Below are 19,587 nucleotides of genomic sequence, written 5' to 3'. Positions count from 1 at the left end.
CCTTACGGGATTAGGTACAAAAACACACCTAAAAAATGCAAGGTGCTGCCGCCCAGTACAAACAGGTGCCAAATGGTATGGTTATAGGGTATTTTTTCTTTGGCGTAAAAGTAAATCCCGAAGGTATAGCACAGTCCGCCGCCTAAAAGGTAGAATAATGCACCCGCCGAAAGGTTCTCTATTAAAGGCTTTATGGCAATTATTATAAGCCATCCCATAAGGGCGTAGAGGGTAAGCGATATTTTTTCTGACTTGCGTAGTGGCGAGAATTTAAAGATAAAACCCGCAATGGCAAACGCCCATATTAGTCCGAATATAGTCCAGCCCCAGGCGCCTTTAAGGCCCAACAGGGCAATTGGGGTGTAAGATCCTGCTATTAAAACATAAATGCACAGGTGGTCTACGCGCTGTAAAATGCGTTTCCATTTAAGTTTCCAGGCGGCGTGGTAGCAGGTAGATGCCGAGTACAAAAGCACCAGACTTACGCCGAATACCACCGAGACCGCTATATGCAGTGCCGTGCCCTTTATTGCCGAATATACTACCATAGCGGTCAGCGCAATTAAAGATAATATTGCCCCGGTACCGTGGGTTAGCACATTTAGTAATTCTTCGCGTTTTCTGTTCTTTTTGGCCATGATTTTTAGTCTTACTACAAAGATAATTAAAGTTTTGCGCCACCATATTAAAGAAATTGTAAATAAGAGGTTTGTCATAAAACAGTGCCTAAAATGCGTGCTATTATTACACGCAATTAGCAAATAACCAAACTGCTTATGGTCTTTTTGACTTTTTGAGTAAAAAAACTTTATATATTAAGAAAAATGCAATAGTTTTATCCATTGGTGCAAAAGCACCTTATTGTTTAAATAACCAAACCTTAAATAGTTAATAAATGAGATCGTTTAAAAACAGATTTTTATTCGTGTTAATCCTGGCGGCAGGTGTGGCAAATACGGCCATGGCCAAAGTTTCGCTGCCCACCTTTTTTACCGATAACATGGTGCTTCAGCAAAAAAGCAGTGTGCCGTTTTTTGGCACCAGCAGTGCTGCAACCGTAAAAATTACCACCTCGTGGGATAAAAAATCCTATTCGGCTACCACTAAAAACGGTGCGTGGCAGGTAGAGCTTGCCACACCAAAGTTTGGCGGCCCCTATACTATTACCATTAATGATGGAGACAACCTTGTGCTTAAAAACATACTAATTGGCGAAGTCTGGCTGTGCTCAGGCCAAAGCAATATGGAGATGCCTTTAGAAGGTTGGGGCAAGATAAAGAATTACAAAGAGGAGATAAAAAACGCCAATTACCCGGAAATTAGGATAATCCAGGCTAATCATGTAGACAGCGCCGTGCCATTAGAAACCCTATCGGTACAAAATGGCGGCTGGCAGGTTTGCAGCCCGGCTACAATTGCCGAATTCTCGTCTACAGCCTACTTTTTTGCCAGGAAGGTGTATAAAGAAAAACACATCCCTATAGGGTTAATTCACAGCTCGTGGGGTGGTACCGTTGCCGAGGCATGGACCAGCGCCGGTGCCCTTAACACCATGCACGATTTTGATGATGTTTTAAAAGGCATGGCAACAGGCCCGGATAAGAACGAGCTTCAGAAAAAATTTGATGCCGAGATAAAAGTATGGAATGCCGAGCTTGAAAAAGCCGATAAAGGAATGCAGGGCACTACCGCTGTTTTTGCGGCTGCCAACTATAACGATTCCGCTTGGAAAACCATGAAACTGCCTAACTTTTGGGAGTTTGATGCCCTTGTGGGTTTTGATGGCGTAGCGTGGTTCAGGAAAACAATTACGCTGCCGGAAAGCTTTGCCGGTAAAGATGCCGAGCTGGAGTTTTATGCCGATGATGATGATAAAATATGGGTTAACGGTACGTATATTGGGGCAACATCGGGCTATACCGTACAGCGCCACTACACCATTCCGGGCAACGTATTAAAAAAGGGCGAGAACACTATTACCATACGTGTGTTTGATGGTACCGGCGGTGGCGGTATTTATGGCAGCCCAGATGATATGTTCTTAAAATCGGGCAGCCAGAAAGTTTCGCTTGCAGGCGACTGGAAGTATGCCGTGGGTATCGACAGGAAAGACCTTCGCCCGGCGCCGTATCTGCCGCAAGGCCAAAACAGGCCATCGGCACTGTACAATGCCATGATCCACCCGTTATTAAAATACAAACTGGCCGGCGTTATCTGGTACCAGGGCGAAAGCAATGCCGACAGGGCGCAGCAGTATCAAACGCTTTTTCCACTATTAATAAGCGACTGGCGTGCGAAATTCGGCAATAAAGACCTGCCGTTCTATTACGTGCAGCTGGCAAACTATATGCAGGTAAAAGACCAGCCGGGTACATCGGCCTGGGCAGAACTGCGCGATGCACAGCTTAAAACCCTAAAAGTGCCCAACACGGGCATGGCGGTAATTACCGATATTGGCGAAGCGCGGGACATTCACCCAAAAAACAAGCAGGAGGTAGGCGAGCGCCTTGCTCGTATTGCCCTTGCTAAAACCTACGGCGTAAAAATCGAATATTCAGGGCCTATGTATGTATCGCACAAGCAGACCAACAACATCATAACCTTAGAATTTAAAGACAATACAGGCCTTAAAACAGCAGACGGAAAAGCCCTTAAAGGTTTTGAAATTGCCGGCGACGACCAGAAATTTTACTGGGCTGATGTTAAGATAGAGAACGGTAAAATTGTGGTATCGTCAGCCAAGGTGGCTAAGCCTGTGGCGGTGCGCTACAACTGGGCAGATAACCCACAGGGCAACCTTACCAACGCTTCGGGCTTACCGGCATCGCTGTTCCGTACCGACTCGTGGCCGGGCATAACCGATGGCAATAAATAATTCAACACCATCAGATATGAAAAAAATCAGGAAGTATTATTACACGGCAGTGTTGTTTTTGTTGGCGGGGCTTACTCCGCTCGCTGCACAACAAATAATTGCGGTAAAAACAAAAAATAACGCATTGGTGTTGCAGGTAAATTCCGCCAAGGAAGTCAACACTATTTACTTTGGCGAAAAACTGGCCAACGATACCGATTATGATAAAATTGCCGGCCAGTACCACCAGGGTAACGATTATACCGGTATATATAATTCGGTTTACACACCGTCGGGCTCCAAGAACCTTTTAGAGCCAGCCATTACGGTAACGCACGCCGATGGCAACACATCGTTAGACCTGCATTATGTAGCCCACAAAACCACGCAGGCAGGCGAGGGGGTATCGCAAACCGAAATTACCTTAAAAGACCCGGTGTACCCGGTTGAGGTACACGTGTTTATAACCGCTTATTTTGAGAACGACATTATAGAGCAGTGGACTACCATTAAGCATGCCGAAAAAGGCATGGTTACGCTTAACAAATATGCATCGGCCAACCTATACCTTAAAGGTAATAACAACTTTTGGCTGAACCATTACCACGGAGAATGGGCTAAAGAAATGCAGCCCGAAGAAGCCCGTTTAACTCACGGTATTAAGGTGCTGGACTCTAAACTGGGCACGCGCGCCAATTTGTTTATGCCATCGGTTTTTATGGTATCGTTAGAAAAACCGGCTACCGAAGACGAGGGCAAGGTGCTGTTTGCAGGGCTGGAATGGAGCGGTAACTTTAGGACAGATCTTGAAGTTGACCCGTTTAATAACCTGAGGATCATTTCGGGCATTAATAACGCTGCTGCCGATTATAAACTGGCTAAAAACGAAACCTTTACAACTCCTAAATTTTGGTATACGCTATCTAACAAGGGCAAGGGCTTTGCGAGCCGCAACCTGCACGACTGGGCGCGTAATTATAAAATTTTAGATGGTAAAGGCCAACGCGTTACCCTGCTTAACAACTGGGAGGCTACGTATTTTGATTTTGATGAAACCAAGCTTAAAGGCCTGATTGCCGATAGTAAAAACCTGGGTGTCGACCTGTTTTTACTGGATGACGGCTGGTTTGGTAACACCTATCCGCGTAATGATGATACTGCTGCACTTGGCGACTGGGATGTGAGCAAAAAGAAACTGCCCAACGGCATTGGCACCCTTGTTAAAACAGCTATAGATAATAAGGTGGGCTTTGGTATTTGGATTGAACCCGAAATGGTTAGCCCATCCAGCAACCTGTATAAAAACCATCCGGACTGGGTTATCAAACAGCCCGAAAGGCCCGAGCATTATTTTAGGAACCAGCTGGTGTTAGACCTGTCTAACCCTAAAGTGCAGGATTTTGTTTTTGGTGTGGTAGACCAACTTTTTACCGAGAACCCGGAGCTTGCCTATATTAAATGGGACTGTAATGCGGTTATTTACAATGCGTATTCCAAGAATTTAAAGGCCAACCAGTCTAACCTATATACCGATTATGTAACCGGCCTGTATAAGGTTTTAGAGCGCATTAGGACCAAATATCCTAAGGTGCCCATGATGCTTTGCTCCGGCGGCGGTGGCAGGGTAGACTATGCTGCGCTAAAGTACTTTACAGAGTTTTGGCCCAGCGATAATACCGACCCTTTGGAGCGCGTGTTTTTGCAATGGGAATACTCCTATTTTTATCCGGCACTTACGCTGTCTGCCCACGTTACAGATTGGGGTAAGCAGCCCATTAAATACCGTACCGATGTTGCCATGATGGGCAAACTGGGCTTTGATATTGTGGTAAAACATCTTAGCGAGGGCGACCTTGCTTTTTGCCAGCAGGCCATTAAAAATTACAGTGCTTTGGGCAGCACCATCTGGCAGGGCACGCAGTACCGCCTGCAAAGCCCGTGGGGTAACGATGCGGCCTCTGTTATGTATGTAAACAAAAATGGCAACGAGGGTGTTATGTTTAATTATTCGGTAAATAATAGGTACGATTCTGGAACGCATAACCCTATAAAGCTTAAAGGTTTAGAGGCCGGTAAAAACTATCAGGTTGAAGAAATAAATGTGTACCCGGGTAAAAAAACATCGGTTACAACCGCTGTTTTTAGCGGCGACTTTTTAATGCAGGTGGGCATAAACCCTAATGTAAACACTACCAATACCAGTGTTGTTTTAAAAATAACCAGGGTTTAAATAACAGTATCTTAAAACGAAGCCGTAAGATAATTTCTTACGGCTTTTTTATTGCTGCATAAAAGCATAAACAAAAAAATCCCGGTTACCTTAAAGTAATCGGGATTTTTGTGATTATAAATTTAGTGAATTAAAAATTCACGTATTCTTTAATTTCAAGGCCGTAGCCAATCATACCAACACGTTTTGCCTGTTGAGAATTGGTAAGTAGCCTGATGTTGCAAATATCGATATCGTGCAATATCTGAGCGCCAATACCAAAATCTTTCACATCCATTTTTACCTGGGGTGCTTTAGTGGTACCGTTTGCCTGTAACTCTTTAAGCTCGGTAATACGGTTTAACAGTTCAGATGGCAGCACTTCCTGGTTTATAAACAGTATAGCGCCCTTACCTTCGTCGTTAATGCGTTTAAACATACCTTCCAGCTTTGTATCCGGATTGCTTGTTAGCGTGCCTAAAATGTCGTTATTTATTTGTGTGGTGTTAATGCGCGTAAGAACATCTTCGCCTATATTCCAGCTGCCTTTAGTAAGCGCAACGTGTATTTGCTTGTTGGTAGTTTGCTCATAAGCCCTTAGCCTGAAATTACCAAAACGGGTCTCAATCTCAAAATCTTCCCTCTTCTTAATAAGGCTGTCGTGCTGCATTCTGTATGCAACAAGCGCTTCTATAGATATAATTTTAAGGTCGAATTTCTTAGCCACCTCATACAGTTGCGGCAGGCGTGCCATAGAACCGTCTTCGTTAAGTATCTCTACCAATATACCGGCAGGTTTAAAGCCGGCAAGGCGTGCAAGGTCTATAGAAGCCTCCGTATGGCCGGTACGGCGCAATACACCACCTTGTTTAGCCCTTAGCGGGAAAATATGCCCTGGACGGCCAAAATCAGAGCCTTTAGTAGTATCGTCTACCAAAGCCTTAATGGTTTTAGCCCTGTCGTGTACCGATATACCTGTTGTACAACCGTGGCCCAGTAAATCTATAGTAACTGTAAACTGGGTTTCGTGCAATACCGTGTTGTTAGAAACCATAGGGGGTAGGTCCAGCTCATCGGCACGGGCCTCTGTAATAGGGGCACAGATAAGTCCGCGGCCGTGGGTAGCCATAAAATTGATCATTTCGGGCGTTACCTTTTCGGCAGCAGCAATAAAATCGCCTTCGTTTTCGCGGTCTTCGTCGTCTACAACAACTATAACCTTACCCTGGCGTATATCCTCAATAGCTTCTTCTATAGTGTTAAGCTGTATTTTTTCTTCAGAAGAAATCATGCTTCTTTATTTTTTGTTTTAAACAATTTGTTGAATGCCTTTTGGAAAGGCATAAGTATGTTGTCCATACTTATAAGGCCAATATCGTTGGTGGCCCTGTAGGTTAATAATATAGCAAGCGGGCTAAGCACAAAAGTAGACATCCACGAACCTAAAAAGGGTGGTATGCCGTTTTCCTGCGCCAGTTTCCTGCCAAATGTATTTATAAAGTGGAATATAATAAATATTAGTACCGCAAATACTATGGGTAGCCCAAGGCCCCCTTTGCGGATGATGGCACCAAGCGGTGCACCAATAAAAAACATAAGGATGCAGGCAAAGGCAATTACAAACTTGTCGTACAATGCCAGCCAGTGGTTGTTGATGTTTTTAATGCGTTCTAAGAGCGCTTTCTGACCCGATGATACTTCGTAATCTGTGCTGCTTATATTGTTGCTTGCAGCCTCTAAAACACGAATACGGTCTACCTTTTCTACTACGCTAAGCAAATCCTGTGGGATGCTGTCTTTTTTAACGGCAGGTTTTATGGTATCATTAACTCCCGGTACAATGGCAGGCGTGGGGGTAGGTATAAACACACCGTTAGGGCGCTGTACAATATTAGCCACTACCGATTTCGCCTCTTTATCATACGTTGCCTGTAAAGAATCGAGCGTATAACTAAGTTCAGACACGTTAAGCATGTTGTTGGTATGTGCTACCTGCTCTTCGTCGTCGTCGTTAGAGTTTAAGATAGTAAGGTCGATATTCATTACCTGTTTGGTAAAGCTACTTTTTGCGAAGGGTTGCTTTTGGCGTTCGGCAGGGTTTTTAGAGGCAATATCCTCATAATAAAACCCATCATAAAGCTCTAACTGAAGCAGGTTCGATTTCTCGTTACTTACCAAAAGCCCCGTTTTAGAACGGATAATGGTAACGTCTACCGCACCGGGCTTACGTTTGTGTATGGTAACACCGGTAAGCTTTTCGCCGTTTTCGCCACCTTTTTTATCTACTTTAATGTTAAAGCTACCTATTGCATTAAACTGCCCCTCTACAATTGCCATGGCCGGCTTGCGCTGAATAATATTTTTTCGAAGGTTTAGGAATTTGTATTCGGCTTTTGGGATAACGTCGTTAGCAAAAAAATAGGCTACCACACTAAGCCCGCAGATAAAAATTATAAGGCTTCGCATAGCCCTGTTTAAAGATATACCCGACGATTTCATGGCGGCAAACTCATAATTTTCGGCAAAATTACCAAAAGTCATAATAGAGGCTAACAGAATAGAAAGCGGTAATACCAGCGGTACTATTTTGGGTGAGTAGAATAAAAGGAATTTAAATACAAGCCACGTATCCAGATCTTTACCGGCAAGCTCTGCTATAAATAGCCAGATGCCCTGCAATATAAAGATAAAGAAGAGGATTATAAAAACCGACGCGAACGTCTGGATAAACGAAGTAAGAATATAACGGTCTAAAATTTTCACCCTTAAGATTTAGTCTAATTTATTAATGTAATAATTAGGATATTTACTCTCTGTAAAGGTAAAATGATTTTTTGACAAAGGCTGGTTTGCTTTAAAAGAATTAATAGTAAATGTGGTTCTTGTACCATCTTTATCTATTTGCACCAGATTATAGATGTTCTTGGTTTGAGAATCTATACCTACAAGTATCTCTTTTGTATTATCTTTGGGGTCTAAAGGAGTAAGCTTTATCAGCTGAATTTTACGGCCTTTTACATTTTGTACAATATCCCAGGCATATTTGTAGCCCGATGTAAAAAAGGTAAGCATTTTAGATGGGGTAAGGCCATCGTCTTTTTTATCATCAAAAGTAGATATGGTAATCTCCTCGTCTTCCGGCACTATATTGTACACCTTTTTACCATCAAAAATACGGGTAACCCCCATAAAATTAAGTACATACTTGTTGCCTTGCAATACTACATTGCCTTTGCACTCCTGGTTAAGGTTTTTCTTTGGGTTGCTTAACGAATATTTAAAGTCGAAAACAATATTATTGTAGCTTTTTACCTTACCGCTTACCTCGTCCAGCAGTTTTTTTGCCTTTGTGGCATCCTGCGCGTATGCTGATAAGCTAAAAGTTAGTATAAAAACCGACAATATCCTGATAAACCTCTGCATGCTAAAAGTTGTTTTCTTCATTTTTTAAAAATTGATCCAGAGATGCAAGGTCAGCAACGTTAACTGCGCGGGCTTTACTGCCTTCAAACGGACCCACAATACCGGCTGCTTCCAACTGGTCTATAAGCCTGCCTGCACGGTTGTAGCCTAATTTAAGCTTTCGCTGAAGCAATGATGCCGAACCCTGCTGGGCGGTAACAATAACTTCGGCAGCTTCCCTGAACATAGAATCTCTTTCGCTAATGTCTATATCAAGATTAGTGCCACTTTCCTCTCCAAAGAATTCAGGAAGCAAATAAGCCTCAGGATAAGCCTTTTGCGAACCAATGAATTCGGTAATTTTTTCAACTTCGGGTGTGTCTACAAAAGCACACTGCACACGTGTAAGGTCGTTACCCTGAGTATAAAGTAAATCGCCACGGCCAATTAACTGGTCGGCTCCCTGGCTGTCCAAAATAGTTCTTGAGTCAATTTTAGAAGTTACCCTAAAGGCTATCCTTGCCGGGAAGTTGGCCTTAATAATACCGGTAATAACGTTTACCGATGGCCTTTGTGTAGCAATAATTAGGTGGATACCAATAGCACGGGCCAACTGCGCCAAACGTGCAATAGGGGTTTCTACCTCTTTACCGGCCGTCATAATAAGGTCGGCAAACTCATCTACCACCAACACAATGTACGGCAAGAAACGGTGGCCGTTTTCCGGGTTCAGTTTCCTCTGCCTAAACTTATCATTATACTCTTTAATGTTTCTAACCATTGCATCCTTAAGTAGGTTGTAACGGTTGTCCATCTCAATACATAACGAATTTAAGGTGTTAATAACCTTAGTGTTATCGGTAATAATAGCATCGCCGCCATCAGGCAGTTTAGCAAGGTAGTGGCGCTCTATTTTATTAAATAGCGTAAGCTCTACCTTTTTAGGGTCTACCAGTACAAATTTAACCTCGGCAGGGTGTTTTTTGTATAGTAACGATGTAAGTACTGCGTTTAAGCCAACCGATTTACCCTGACCCGTAGCACCCGCCATAAGTAAGTGGGGCATCTTTGCAAGGTCTACCACAAAGGTTTCGTTAGATATTGTTTTACCAAGGGCAATTGGCAGCTCCATCTCGGCAGCCTGGAATTTAGGCGAACCAATAACGCTTTTCATCGATACCATGGTTGGGGTCTTGTTAGGCACCTCTATACCAATGGTTCCTTTACCCGGAATGGGGGCAATAATACGGATACCCAAAGCAGATAGTGATAGCGCAATATCATCTTCAAGGCTTTTTATTTTTGAAATTCGGATACCGGCATCGGGTACAATTTCGTACAGCGTAACGGTAGGGCCAACGGTGGCCTTAATTTGCGCAATACCTATTTTGTAGTTTAGTAACGTTTCTACAATACGGTTTTTATTGTCTTCCAGCTCTTCCTGGTTGATGGTTATTCCGCCCGAAGAGTAATCCCTTAACAAATCGATAGGAGGGAACTGGTAGTTGGAAAGCTCTAAAGTAGGGTCGAACTCGCCAAAATCTTTAACCAGCCTCGATGCAAGGTTTTCTTCCACCACATCTTCATCGGCTATGGTTTCTATAACAAAGTTGTCGTCGGATGTTTCTATAATTTCGTGCAGTTGCGGGGCAACCTCAATAATTGGTTTAGGCTTAACGTTAGGCTCTAAATTAATTTGCGACGAATTGGTTATAGTAGGCTTCATGGCCTCGCGGTTAATTTCAAACTGCGATGTTACCGGAGCAACTGGGGCAATCGGCGTTGGCGGAACAACCGTTTTTAACTCGATATGATCCAGCGCTTCATCATACTCTTCCACATCTACAGGCATATCCTCGTAGTTAGGGCGGTATTCCGGCTCGTCGTCCTCTTCTTTAGCGGTTACAGGAACGGGAGTTTTAATGGCTGCTTTAACAAATTCCGGTTCTTCTAAAGCTTCGTCATCTTCTTCCTGATCCCTCTGCCTTTTTTCGAAGAATGTTTTAATAGCATCAGGCGATATTTTTATACGAAGCAGCAGGAACGCTGACAAGGCAAAAATAAGTACTAAAAGCGTACCGGTTTTGCCCATATAATCTTGCATAAAGGTATTCATCTCAAAACCTATAACACCGCCAAGTTCCGGCAGGTAGGCATTAAAGAAACCACAAAGTATGGAGATTATTATTACAAGGAATAAATCCCAGAAAAGAGTCTTTTTAAGTTTGCTAACCGGCAGGTCTAACACTAAATGCGCCCCAACTAAAAAGAAAAAGCGTATTAGTATAAACGATGCCACACCAAAGCCCTGGTATAAAAACACATCGGCCAGCCAGGCGCCAAATTTGCCCAGCCAGTTTTGTACGGGCTGCTCTCTGTCAGAAAATGCGGTTAGCACACTCTGGTCGGCCTCCCAATATAAAAAGTACGATATAAAAGAAAGCAATAATGCCACTGAGAAAAGAAAAAACAGCACGCCCACCAACACTTTGTTTTGGCGCGATAATTTCCATTTTCTTTTTTCCGTTACCGGTTTTTGTGTATCCTTAGTTTCTTTTTTTGCTTTTGCCATTCTGGGTTGTTAACTGTGCTTTGGTAAAAATATCAAAAATTAAAAAAATGCTGCCACCTTTGGCCAATAAATTATTGCGCCAATAGCAACGGCCGCCATTGCTGCAAAAAACACAGCGCCGGAGGCAATATCTTTTATAAACCCTATTTTAGGATTAAAGTCGGGATGAATGAAGTCACAAATTTTTTCTACGGCAGTATTTGCGCCCTCTATAGCCATTACCAGGCCAATAGCCAGTATTTGCAGCATCCATTCGGTAGCCGAAATATCAAAATAAAATCCGGCTATGGTTACGGCTACTCCTAAAGAAAACTGCACCATAATGCTGTGCTCGCTGGTAAGCAGTTTCCAGGCCCCAATAACCGAATAGGTAACGCTTTTAATCCTGCCTTTTACAAACCTGTTGTCTTTCATTTACTTACGTAACTATTACAGGGCCGCAAGGGCATTATCATAATTAGGCTCGTCTTTAATATCGGCCACCTGCTCTGTGTAGGTAATGGTACCTTCTTGGTTTATAACCACAACAGCCCTTGAGTTAAGGCCTGCCAAAGGTCCGTCGGTAATATTAAGGCCGTAGCTGTCACCAAAACTTCCGTCTTTAAAATCAGAAAGTGTAACAACATTGGTTAAACCTTCGGCACCACAAAAACGGTTTTGAGCGAATGGAAGGTCGCGTGAAATACAAAGCACTTTAGTATTCTCTAAAGAAGATGCTTTTTGATTAAACGCACGTACTGATGCAGCACACGTACCGGTGTCTACACTTGGGAATATATTAAGGATTAGTTTACTGCCTTTAAAATCTGACAATGATACTGTAGATAAATCGCCTTTTACAAGAGTAAAATCCGGTGCTGTTGTGCCTGTTTGAGGCAGTTCGCCCGTTGTATGTACAGGGTTGCCCCCTAATAAGATATTAGCCATTATTTTGTGTTTTGTTATAAATAGCAAAAGTAACAAAATATATGGTATAGCATAGGGGGCAGTGGCTTTTTATAGGTACATAAACAGCATGGCAATGCTCATGGCAATCATAAGGCCATCTTCTATAATAGTTACAGTGCTCATAGGCAGGTTAAACACCGCGCCAAGGCATGCACACTGAATTTTCTTTTTGTTTAAAACGCTTTGTAAAACTCCAAGAAGGCTAACAAACATAAGTACTGCAGTAAAGGCATTTATAAATACGGGTTCAAAATTTAAGGCAAAACCAAGCCCCAGGGCTAACTCTAAAAAAGCATAGATGTAACCCCAAAACGGTAGTTTTTTAGCAACAACATCGTACATGGCATAGCTGTTGGCAAAACCTTTAAGGTCGAGCATTTTAAAGAACGAAAAAGTTAAGAAAAACCCTGCCATAAATATGCGCATAAACGTCATGCTGCTAAAGCCGCCGTTATATAAAGCTTCGATTGAAGAGATAACGGTTATGTACCCGAATATTAATAGTATAGGTTTGTAATTTTCAGCCCAACTTTTAGTAACTTCAGCGGTATTGCCAAATACATCTGCACCCGGTGCCGGGGTATGTGCATTATGCGAATGCTCTTCAGTCAGCTGATATTTAGGATAGTCTTTAAGTGCCTGTTGCAGGGCAGGGGTAGCTACGTGGCTATCCATAGTAACATCGGCCTGACCTTTCTCAAGGTTTATGGCAACATCGGTTACTTGTGGCAGTTGTTTTAGCAGGTAGCTTACTTTGGCTACACAACCCTCGCAGGTCATTCCGGTAATATTATAGGTGTGGGTCATAAAATTTGTTTCAGGTTTAAGGTTTCAGGTTTTTTTTTGACCATTCTGTATGTTTAGCAGCGGTGCTTCCTCTGTTTGTAAATTGTTATTTGGAATTTACAATGCAAAGTTCGCTAATTAAACCCTTTTAAGCCTTATGCAATTTTTAGAAATACCTATAACTTTTACAGTTCGTCTATATTACGGCGTTTGGTTTCTTTAATAGATTTGTAAAAAGTAGGGGTAAGGCCGGTTACTTTTTTAAACTGGCTGGATAGGTAGGCCGCGCTGCTGTAGCCCAGCATATTGGCTATTTGTGCCAAAGAAAGCTCATCATACACCAAAAGCTCTTTTACCTTTTCTATGCGCTGGACAATGTAATACTTCTCTATCGTGGTGCCTTCAACTTCCGAAAATAAATTGCTCAAATACGTATAATCATACTGTAGCTTATCAGCCAGTAAAAACGACAGGCTGGTGTTTAACACATCGCCACTATGATGCACTAAATAAACAATCTCATTTTTAACCTGTTCTATAATACGGCTCTTGCGATCTTCGATGAGTTCAAGACCCAGTTTTTTTAGAGATGCACCTATAGTTTTTAATTGATCGGCAGTTGGTTCAGTAATAATTTCGGCTTCACCCAAGTTTACTTCGCCTACGCTGTGCCCAAGTTGGGTAAGCTCGTTTCTAACAGCGGTAACGCAGCGGTTGCAAACCATGTTTTTTATATAGAGGTGCATTGTTTGTGTAGTATAATATATGGTTATTTATAACTTTCAAATATAAACAATAAAAAAAACGCCCCCTGTTAAGGAGGCGTAATTTAAACCATCGTAAAGATCTTAGTTTTTATCTATGGCACCAAGAACACGCATCATAAAAGTATTAAGTGCTGTTTTCTTGTCCATACCGTCTTTTATCATCTTGTTAACCTCAAGCGCGCCATACATGTTAGAGATAAGTTCGCCCACAACATCAAGCTCTTCGTCTTTTAAAGACGGAACTTCGGTTAGCGCCTCCAATACCTCAAGGGCCTCAATAACATAGTCCTGGTCATTATCCTCAATAAACTGAGTTAAATGCTTAATTACTGGTAACTTCATTTACAAGGTCGGTTAAAATTTCTACTTTATTTGTTTGAACCTGGTTAACCAGGATTCCGTTTCTAAATGTTGCAAAAGTGGGCAGGTTATTAACGTTGGCCAGCTTTCTCGATTCAGGGAAATTTTCTGCATCGGCAAGAATAAAGGTAATATTTTCATTCTCAGCAGCCATTTTTTTAAATTTAGGCTTCATGATCCTGCAATTACCGCACCATCCGGCCGAATACTGTACTACCACAACCGGCTCACCGGATACGATCTCTGCCAAATTATCTTTTTCAAGTTCCTGTAACATGATAAGGTGTGTGTTTAGTTGTTAATTAGTTTGTAGCTAAGTAAGAAGCTACACCGTTTCTGTCGGCAGTCATTGCTTCTTTACCTTCTTCCCAGTTAGCAGGGCAAACTTCGCCTTTAACCTGTACGTGAGTGTAAGCATCAACAAGCCTTAAATACTCGTTTACGTTACGGCCAAGAGGCATATCGTTAACACTTTCGTGGAAAATTTTACCATCTTCATCTACTAAAAATGTAGCCCTGTAGGTAACGTTAGAACCTTCTAAAATAACAGAATCGGTCTCGTCATCATAAACTGAAGACTGGATGTCTAAAATATCAAGAATATTAGCAAGGTTTCTGTTCGTATCGGCAAGGATAGGGTAGGTTACACCTTCTATACCACCTTTATCTTTTGGTGTGTTAAGCCATGCAAAGTGTACTTCGTTAGTATCGCAAGAAGCACCAATTACAATAGTATTTCTTTTTTCGAACTCACCAAGTGCAGCCTGGAAAGCGTGAAGTTCTGTAGGGCATACAAAAGTAAAATCTTTTGGGTACCAGAATAATAATACTTTCTTTTTATTGTTAACCGCTTCTTCGTAAATATTTATTTTAAGATTATCGCCCATTTCAGATATGGCGTCTACTGCAATGCTTGGAAATTTTTTACCTACTAATGACATAGTTATTAATTTATTGTGTTTATGAATTTTATTATTAATGCAAAAATACACACAAACTCAATTATTAAATTATGATAACTATCATAAATCTCTATTAAAGTATAGGGAAATTCTATATAACTTAATTTAAGATTTATTTATGAATTATCCAAATCAGTGGCACTATTTTAATTTACTTTTTTATATTTGTTAGCTACACGACTAAGCAAACTATAATGGCATTAAAGGATCTTTTCAGGAAGAAAAACGTTCAGGATATTTTAAACCAGGTTGAATTAAATAATGCCGATGGCCATGGCGCCTTAGGCAGGCACTTGGGGGTTAGAGATTTAGCCGCCTTTGGTATTGCCGCAATTATTGGTGCCGGTATTTTTAGTACCATTGGCAAAGCCAGTGCCGATGGTGGCCCTGCTGTAATTTTCCTTTTCCTGTTTACTGCCCTTGCCTGTAGTTTTGCCGCTTTTGCCTATGCCGAATTTGCCAGTATGGTACCGGTTTCGGGTAGTGCATACACCTATAGTTATGTAGCTTTTGGCGAGCTAATAGCCTGGATAATAGGGTGGGCGCTTATAATGGAATATGCTATTGGCAATATTACCGTTGCCATTTCCTGGAGCGATTATTTTACCGGCCTGTTAGATAGTGGCGGCATACACCTGCCACAATGGGTACAAATGGATTACCTTACTGCCTCTAACGGCTTTACCGAAGCTACTGCGCTTATGCAGGGTGGCAAAACCTTTGAGAATTTAGATGCAGGCCTGCAGGCTGCTTATACCGCCTGGACAACATCGCCTACGCTTGGGGCGTTTCATTTTGTAGCCGATTTACCGGCGCTGTTAATCATTATAATTATTACTGCCCTTGTTTACAGGGGTATGAAAGAGTCGCGCAATGCCAGCAACCTTATGGTTGTGGTTAAGCTGTGCATTATATTATTAGTAATAGCAGTTGGTGTATTTTATGTAGATACTGCCAACTGGGACCCGTTTGCGCCTAACGGAGCTGCCGGGGTGCTTAAAGGGGTGTCGGCGGTTTTCTTTGCCTACATTGGATTTGATGCTATTTCTACCACTGCCGAAGAGTGCAAGAACCCCCAACGCGACCTGCCAAGGGGTATGATGTGGGCTATTATTATATGTACCGTGCTTTATGTAATTATTGCTTTGGTGCTAACGGGAATGGTTAATTACAGCGAGCTTAACGTGGGCGATCCGCTGGCGTTTGTGTTCGAAAAACTCGACCTTAAATGGATGAGCGGTATTATAGCCGTGAGTGCTGTTATTGCTATGGCAAGTGTACTATTAGTGTTCCAGATGGGGCAGCCGCGTATTTGGATGAGCATGAGCCGCGACGGCCTGCTACCTAAGCGTTTTTCTAAAGTGCACCCTAAGTTTAAAACGCCATCGTACGCAACAATTGTAACGGGTTTTGTAGTCGCTGTACCGGCCCTGTTTTTAAACCTTACTATGGTAACCGACCTATGTAGTATTGGTACCCTGTTTGCCTTTGTATTAGTATGTGCGGGCGTATTGGTGCTGCAAAACAAACCTAATATACCGCGCGGCAAGTTTAAAACGCCGTACGTCAATGCCAAATTTATTATGCCTATAGGGCTTGTTTTGGGTGTTTTATTATGTGTTATGTATAATAAAGATGCTACGGTAGATTTTCTTACCAACGCCAAAGAGTTTAACAGCCCTAATACTATTGTTACATCTTTAACTAAAGAGCAAACTACCGAAGTTTACAACTCTTTACTGGCACGCGATGTTGCTACCGGAAGCCAGGATTTAGAGCACATATTAAGCAGCTACGAAAGCGAGCCTGCACAATACGAGCGTTTGGTAGCAGAACTGCCAATTGCTGATGATCTAAAATACGAGTCGGGTTTCCAATTGTTTAAGCATAAAATACCTATGTGGATATTTTTAATATCGCTGGTATTGCTATCAATTTGGGCATTCCGTAAAAACCTGTCGCTTATACCTTTGTTAGGCCTTATTTGCTGCCTTTATATGATGGCGCAGTTAAGTGTATGGAACTGGATTTACTTTTTTGTATGGCTGCTTATTGGCTTGCTTATTTATTTTGGCTTTAGCCGAAAAAACAGCAAACTGAATTTAAGCAGGCTGTAGTTTATAATGCTACAGATTGGTGTAAAAAAGAAAGCCCCGTTAACCTAATAGGGTAACGGGACTTAACAAACCAACCAACCAATTATTAACAAACCTCAAAATAAATCCTGAGATTCACAATACATATACAATAACAAGATGCGTGCCAAACTCTGTTTGTAATGTAATTTTATTTATTACAATTGGTTCTATTTCGTTGTAGTTTTAAATTTATTTTCGTGCTGCCAAAATCAATGTCTTATTTTGAAGCAAAGATGGCAGTGTCATATAAAATTTGTTCCAAAATTTTCCATTTAATATAAACGGACATTTTTAATTGGTTACTAATAAAGTTGTAAGTACTATGAGTAGTACTTCTACTATTATATAACTGCGGCTCTCTGTCACATTCCCATCTATTTTAAACTTGCGCCATTTCATAATATTATAGTATAGTGGCGCAAGTATAAAAAGTATGACGAATATTGCATACAACACATAGTCGGCAACAGAATAGTGCTCTGTATGTACCGATCCTTTCCCTGTAAAAAACAAGTATGCAACAAATACTACAAGTATGCCAGTACAATAAAGTAGTTCGATAATAAAAATGTTCCAGGTGTGCAGCAGGTTTATTTTCATGAAATGTGTGGCCTAATTTATAATAGAGTTATAAAAAAGGCTAAAAGATAATGATATCACATACATCTTTTAGCCCTGTTATCTTACAACTGACAACTTTTAACGTGTACCAATTTCAATTACCGAACTGCCATAAATTTTAATTGTCGATTTTATAAAGTCTTCTTCGTTAGCTTTATAAATGTTCTCCACGTATTTTTGAGGGTTACGGTCTATGTACGGAAACCATGTGCTGTGTATCTGTATCATAATACGGTGGCCTTTTTTAAAGGTATGTAAAATATCCTGTAATGGCACATTAACGCGGGTTACCTGATTTGGCGTAAAAGGCTCCGGCTTCTCAAAACTGTTCCTGAAACGGCCTCTAAACACTTCAGATCGTACCAATTGCTGGTAACCACCCATAATAATGTTTTTTGGATTGCCTTCATAATTAGGTTCATCATCAGGATAAACATCAATAATTTTAACCACAAAGTCGGCATCAGTACCCGTCATCGATACATCCAGTTTAGCAAGTATTTCTCCTGCAAGGGTCATATCCTCGGTTAATACATCGGTATCAAACGTAAGCACATCGGGCCTGCGCGATGCATTGCGCTGATCGTCGCTCATAAAATTACGGGGCGTAAAGGTTAGCCCTTCGGTTTGCGATGTATACGGAACCGGCTTGGCAGGGTCGCTAACATACTCAAAAGCTGCCTTATCGTTTAATGGAGTATTAACCGATAGCTTTTCTTTTTCGCCAAGGTATAATTTTACCTGAGGGTCTTTAGGTGGCCAAACGTCAAAAGTTTTCCATGATTTTTTGCCGGTATCAAACATATACGCTTCCGGCAGTTTTGGGTCGGCGCCATCTTTAAGAAAGTGCGAAAAGAATTTACGCTCTATAGTGCGCTGGTAAAAGGTAGCAATGCTATCGCCAAAGTAAATATGGTTATGGGTAGATTTTCCGCCCTCGTGTGCCCAAGCACCGTGCGACCACGGCCCCATAACTATGGTGTTATACGCTTTCGGTGTGCTTTTTTCGATAGCTTTATAAATGTTTAGCGGCCCGTAAAGGTCTTCGGCATCAAACCAGCCGCCAACCGTCATTACCGCAGGGGTAATCTTTTTAAGATGCGGCAGAATGCTGCGCTTTTGCCAAAAGGCATCGTAATTGGGATGGTCTGTTATTTCTTTCCAAAAAAAGTTATCGTAATGATACTTAGTGGTTATGTTTTTTAGCGGACCCATATCCAAATAAAATTGGTAACCATCGGGCACTTGCCTTGGTTTAAAGCGTTGCATCTCGTCAGAAAACCAACTTTCGTTGGTAAGCTTATTTTTTTGGTAGCCAAACAGCGCAAATACGGGTGTATAACTTTCTAAGTATGCCCCCTGATGGTGAAAATCATCAAAAAAGAAATCTGAAATAGGTGCCTGTGGCGAAACCGCTTTTAAGGCAGGGTGGGCATCGGGCAGGGCGGCAGCACTGTAAAAACCAGGGTACGAAACACCATAAATACCGGCTTTACCGTTGTTGCCTTTTACGTTTTTAAGAAGCCATTCGATAGTATCAAACGTATCAGAACTTTCGTCTATAGCGGTTTTGTTCTTAACATCGTTACCGGGAATATTAGGCGTCATGGTAGTAAACACACCTTCAGACATGTATCTGCCCCTTACATCCTGATACACCAGTATGTACTTGTCCTGAATAAGGTATTTAGAAGGGTAGTCGTAATTATCAAAACCCACGCTATTAGAGGCATTATAGCAGGTACGGTTAATAAGAAACGGGTATTTTACCGATTTATCTTTGGGTGTATAAACAACGGTAAACAATTTGGTGCCATCGCGCATGGGTATGCGGTACTGGGCCTCATCGTAGTTATTACGCAAAAAGAGCGAATCGGCGTTTTTTTGCTGCGCCCATGCGGTGGCCGATAGAAACAGCAATACAAGCAATAGTTGTAGTTTTTTCATTATGTTTATTTAGGTACTATA

16 protein-coding genes are annotated in these 19,587 nt (G+C 41.8%); 3 read left to right on the top strand and 13 right to left on the bottom strand.

The annotated features are described in order from the left end of the window. Positions 1-2 precede the first annotated feature (2 nt). Positions 3-638, bottom strand: a complete 636-nt coding sequence (gene trhA, locus G509_RS0115505; protein ID WP_035739024.1) for a PAQR family membrane homeostasis protein TrhA — start codon at positions 636-638, stop codon at positions 3-5. Positions 639-895: 257 nt separating this feature from the next. Between trhA and G509_RS0115500 the strand changes: the two genes are divergently transcribed. Further along, on the top strand, positions 896-2,875 hold the full coding sequence (locus G509_RS0115500) for a sialate O-acetylesterase (RefSeq protein ID WP_035739022.1): 1,980 nt from the start codon (positions 896-898) through the stop codon (positions 2,873-2,875). Positions 2,876-2,891: 16 nt separating this feature from the next. Next, positions 2,892-5,084 (top strand): alpha-galactosidase, encoded by a 2,193-nt coding sequence (locus G509_RS0115495; RefSeq protein WP_026992378.1) that lies wholly within the window; start codon positions 2,892-2,894, stop codon positions 5,082-5,084. A 130-nt stretch (positions 5,085-5,214) separates the two neighbouring features. On the opposite strand, the gene ribB is transcribed toward G509_RS0115495, so the two are convergent. From ribB to G509_RS0115440, 11 genes are all read right to left on the bottom strand, one after another. After that, the gene (gene ribB, locus G509_RS0115490) at positions 5,215-6,354 is read right to left on the bottom strand and encodes a 3,4-dihydroxy-2-butanone-4-phosphate synthase (protein WP_026992377.1); all 1,140 of its coding nucleotides are present in this window, start codon (positions 6,352-6,354) and stop codon (positions 5,215-5,217) included. After that, positions 6,351-7,826, bottom strand: a complete 1,476-nt coding sequence (locus G509_RS0115485; RefSeq protein ID WP_026992376.1) for an LptF/LptG family permease — start codon at positions 7,824-7,826, stop codon at positions 6,351-6,353. Before G509_RS0115485 ends, ribB begins: the two co-directional genes overlap by 4 nt. Before the next feature lie 9 nt (positions 7,827-7,835). Beyond that, complete coding sequence (lolA1, locus tag G509_RS0115480; protein WP_026992375.1) at positions 7,836-8,507, bottom strand: outer membrane lipoprotein periplasmic chaperone LolA1; 672 nt, start codon at positions 8,505-8,507, stop codon at positions 7,836-7,838. Then, complete coding sequence (locus G509_RS0115475; RefSeq protein ID WP_026992374.1) at positions 8,488-11,037, bottom strand: DNA translocase FtsK; 2,550 nt, start codon at positions 11,035-11,037, stop codon at positions 8,488-8,490. Before G509_RS0115475 ends, lolA1 begins: the two co-directional genes overlap by 20 nt. Before the next feature lie 39 nt (positions 11,038-11,076). Beyond that, on the bottom strand, positions 11,077-11,451 hold the full coding sequence (locus G509_RS0115470; protein ID WP_026992373.1) for a diacylglycerol kinase family protein: 375 nt from the start codon (positions 11,449-11,451) through the stop codon (positions 11,077-11,079). A gap of 15 nt (positions 11,452-11,466) precedes the next feature. Next, on the bottom strand, positions 11,467-11,964 hold the full coding sequence (gene tpx / locus G509_RS0115465; RefSeq protein WP_026992372.1) for a thiol peroxidase: 498 nt from the start codon (positions 11,962-11,964) through the stop codon (positions 11,467-11,469). A gap of 69 nt (positions 11,965-12,033) precedes the next feature. Next, positions 12,034-12,792 (bottom strand): heavy-metal-associated domain-containing protein, encoded by a 759-nt coding sequence (locus G509_RS0115460; RefSeq protein WP_026992371.1) that lies wholly within the window; start codon positions 12,790-12,792, stop codon positions 12,034-12,036. Between the two features lie 164 nt (positions 12,793-12,956). Then, complete coding sequence (locus tag G509_RS0115455; RefSeq protein ID WP_026992370.1) at positions 12,957-13,517, bottom strand: helix-turn-helix domain-containing protein; 561 nt, start codon at positions 13,515-13,517, stop codon at positions 12,957-12,959. A 102-nt stretch (positions 13,518-13,619) separates the two neighbouring features. Further along, complete coding sequence (locus G509_RS0115450) at positions 13,620-13,880, bottom strand: DUF6952 family protein (RefSeq protein ID WP_026992369.1); 261 nt, start codon at positions 13,878-13,880, stop codon at positions 13,620-13,622. Further along, the gene (locus G509_RS0115445; protein ID WP_026992368.1) at positions 13,861-14,175 is read right to left on the bottom strand and encodes a thioredoxin family protein; all 315 of its coding nucleotides are present in this window, start codon (positions 14,173-14,175) and stop codon (positions 13,861-13,863) included. The genes G509_RS0115450 and G509_RS0115445 overlap by 20 nt, the downstream gene beginning before the upstream one ends. Positions 14,176-14,200: 25 nt before the next feature. Beyond that, positions 14,201-14,839, bottom strand: coding sequence for a peroxiredoxin (locus G509_RS0115440; protein WP_026992367.1), 639 nt, complete (start codon positions 14,837-14,839; stop codon positions 14,201-14,203). A 215-nt stretch (positions 14,840-15,054) separates the two neighbouring features. Here G509_RS0115440 and G509_RS0115435 point away from each other — a divergent pair, with 215 nt between their 5' ends. Continuing rightward, positions 15,055-16,977, top strand: a complete 1,923-nt coding sequence (locus G509_RS0115435; protein ID WP_026992366.1) for an amino acid permease — start codon at positions 15,055-15,057, stop codon at positions 16,975-16,977. Between the two features lie 720 nt (positions 16,978-17,697). On the opposite strand, the gene G509_RS0115425 is transcribed toward G509_RS0115435, so the two are convergent. Continuing rightward, positions 17,698-19,566 carry a CocE/NonD family hydrolase gene (locus G509_RS0115425; protein ID WP_026992364.1) on the bottom strand — a complete coding sequence of 623 codons (1,869 nt, stop codon included), beginning with the start codon at positions 19,564-19,566 and terminating at the stop codon, positions 17,698-17,700. Positions 19,567-19,587 lie beyond the last annotated feature (21 nt).

This window comes from Flavobacterium subsaxonicum WB 4.1-42 = DSM 21790, from assembly GCF_000422725.1.
GTDB lineage: Bacteria > Bacteroidota > Bacteroidia > Flavobacteriales > Flavobacteriaceae > Flavobacterium > Flavobacterium subsaxonicum.
The sequence above is the reverse complement of the archived record's forward strand: the minus strand, read 5'-3'. Positions and strand labels throughout refer to the sequence as shown.

Coding starts and splice junctions, on each gene's coding strand:
- trhA (WP_035739024.1), bottom strand. CDS start 638: ATGGCCAAAAAGAACAGAAAACGCGAAGAATTACTAAATGTGCTAACC.
- G509_RS0115500 (WP_035739022.1), top strand. CDS start 896: ATGAGATCGTTTAAAAACAGATTTTTATTCGTGTTAATCCTGGCGGCA.
- G509_RS0115495 (WP_026992378.1), top strand. CDS start 2,892: ATGAAAAAAATCAGGAAGTATTATTACACGGCAGTGTTGTTTTTGTTG.
- ribB (WP_026992377.1), bottom strand. CDS start 6,354: ATGATTTCTTCTGAAGAAAAAATACAGCTTAACACTATAGAAGAAGCT.
- lolA1 (WP_026992375.1), bottom strand. CDS start 8,507: ATGAAGAAAACAACTTTTAGCATGCAGAGGTTTATCAGGATATTGTCG.
- G509_RS0115475 (WP_026992374.1), bottom strand. CDS start 11,037: ATGGCAAAAGCAAAAAAAGAAACTAAGGATACACAAAAACCGGTAACG.
- G509_RS0115470 (WP_026992373.1), bottom strand. CDS start 11,451: ATGAAAGACAACAGGTTTGTAAAAGGCAGGATTAAAAGCGTTACCTAT.
- tpx (WP_026992372.1), bottom strand. CDS start 11,964: ATGGCTAATATCTTATTAGGGGGCAACCCTGTACATACAACGGGCGAA.
- G509_RS0115460 (WP_026992371.1), bottom strand. CDS start 12,792: ATGACCCACACCTATAATATTACCGGAATGACCTGCGAGGGTTGTGTA.
- G509_RS0115455 (WP_026992370.1), bottom strand. CDS start 13,517: ATGCACCTCTATATAAAAAACATGGTTTGCAACCGCTGCGTTACCGCT.
- G509_RS0115450 (WP_026992369.1), bottom strand. CDS start 13,880: ATGAAGTTACCAGTAATTAAGCATTTAACTCAGTTTATTGAGGATAAT.
- G509_RS0115445 (WP_026992368.1), bottom strand. CDS start 14,175: ATGTTACAGGAACTTGAAAAAGATAATTTGGCAGAGATCGTATCCGGT.
- G509_RS0115440 (WP_026992367.1), bottom strand. CDS start 14,839: ATGTCATTAGTAGGTAAAAAATTTCCAAGCATTGCAGTAGACGCCATA.
- G509_RS0115435 (WP_026992366.1), top strand. CDS start 15,055: ATGGCATTAAAGGATCTTTTCAGGAAGAAAAACGTTCAGGATATTTTA.
- G509_RS0115425 (WP_026992364.1), bottom strand. CDS start 19,566: ATGAAAAAACTACAACTATTGCTTGTATTGCTGTTTCTATCGGCCACC.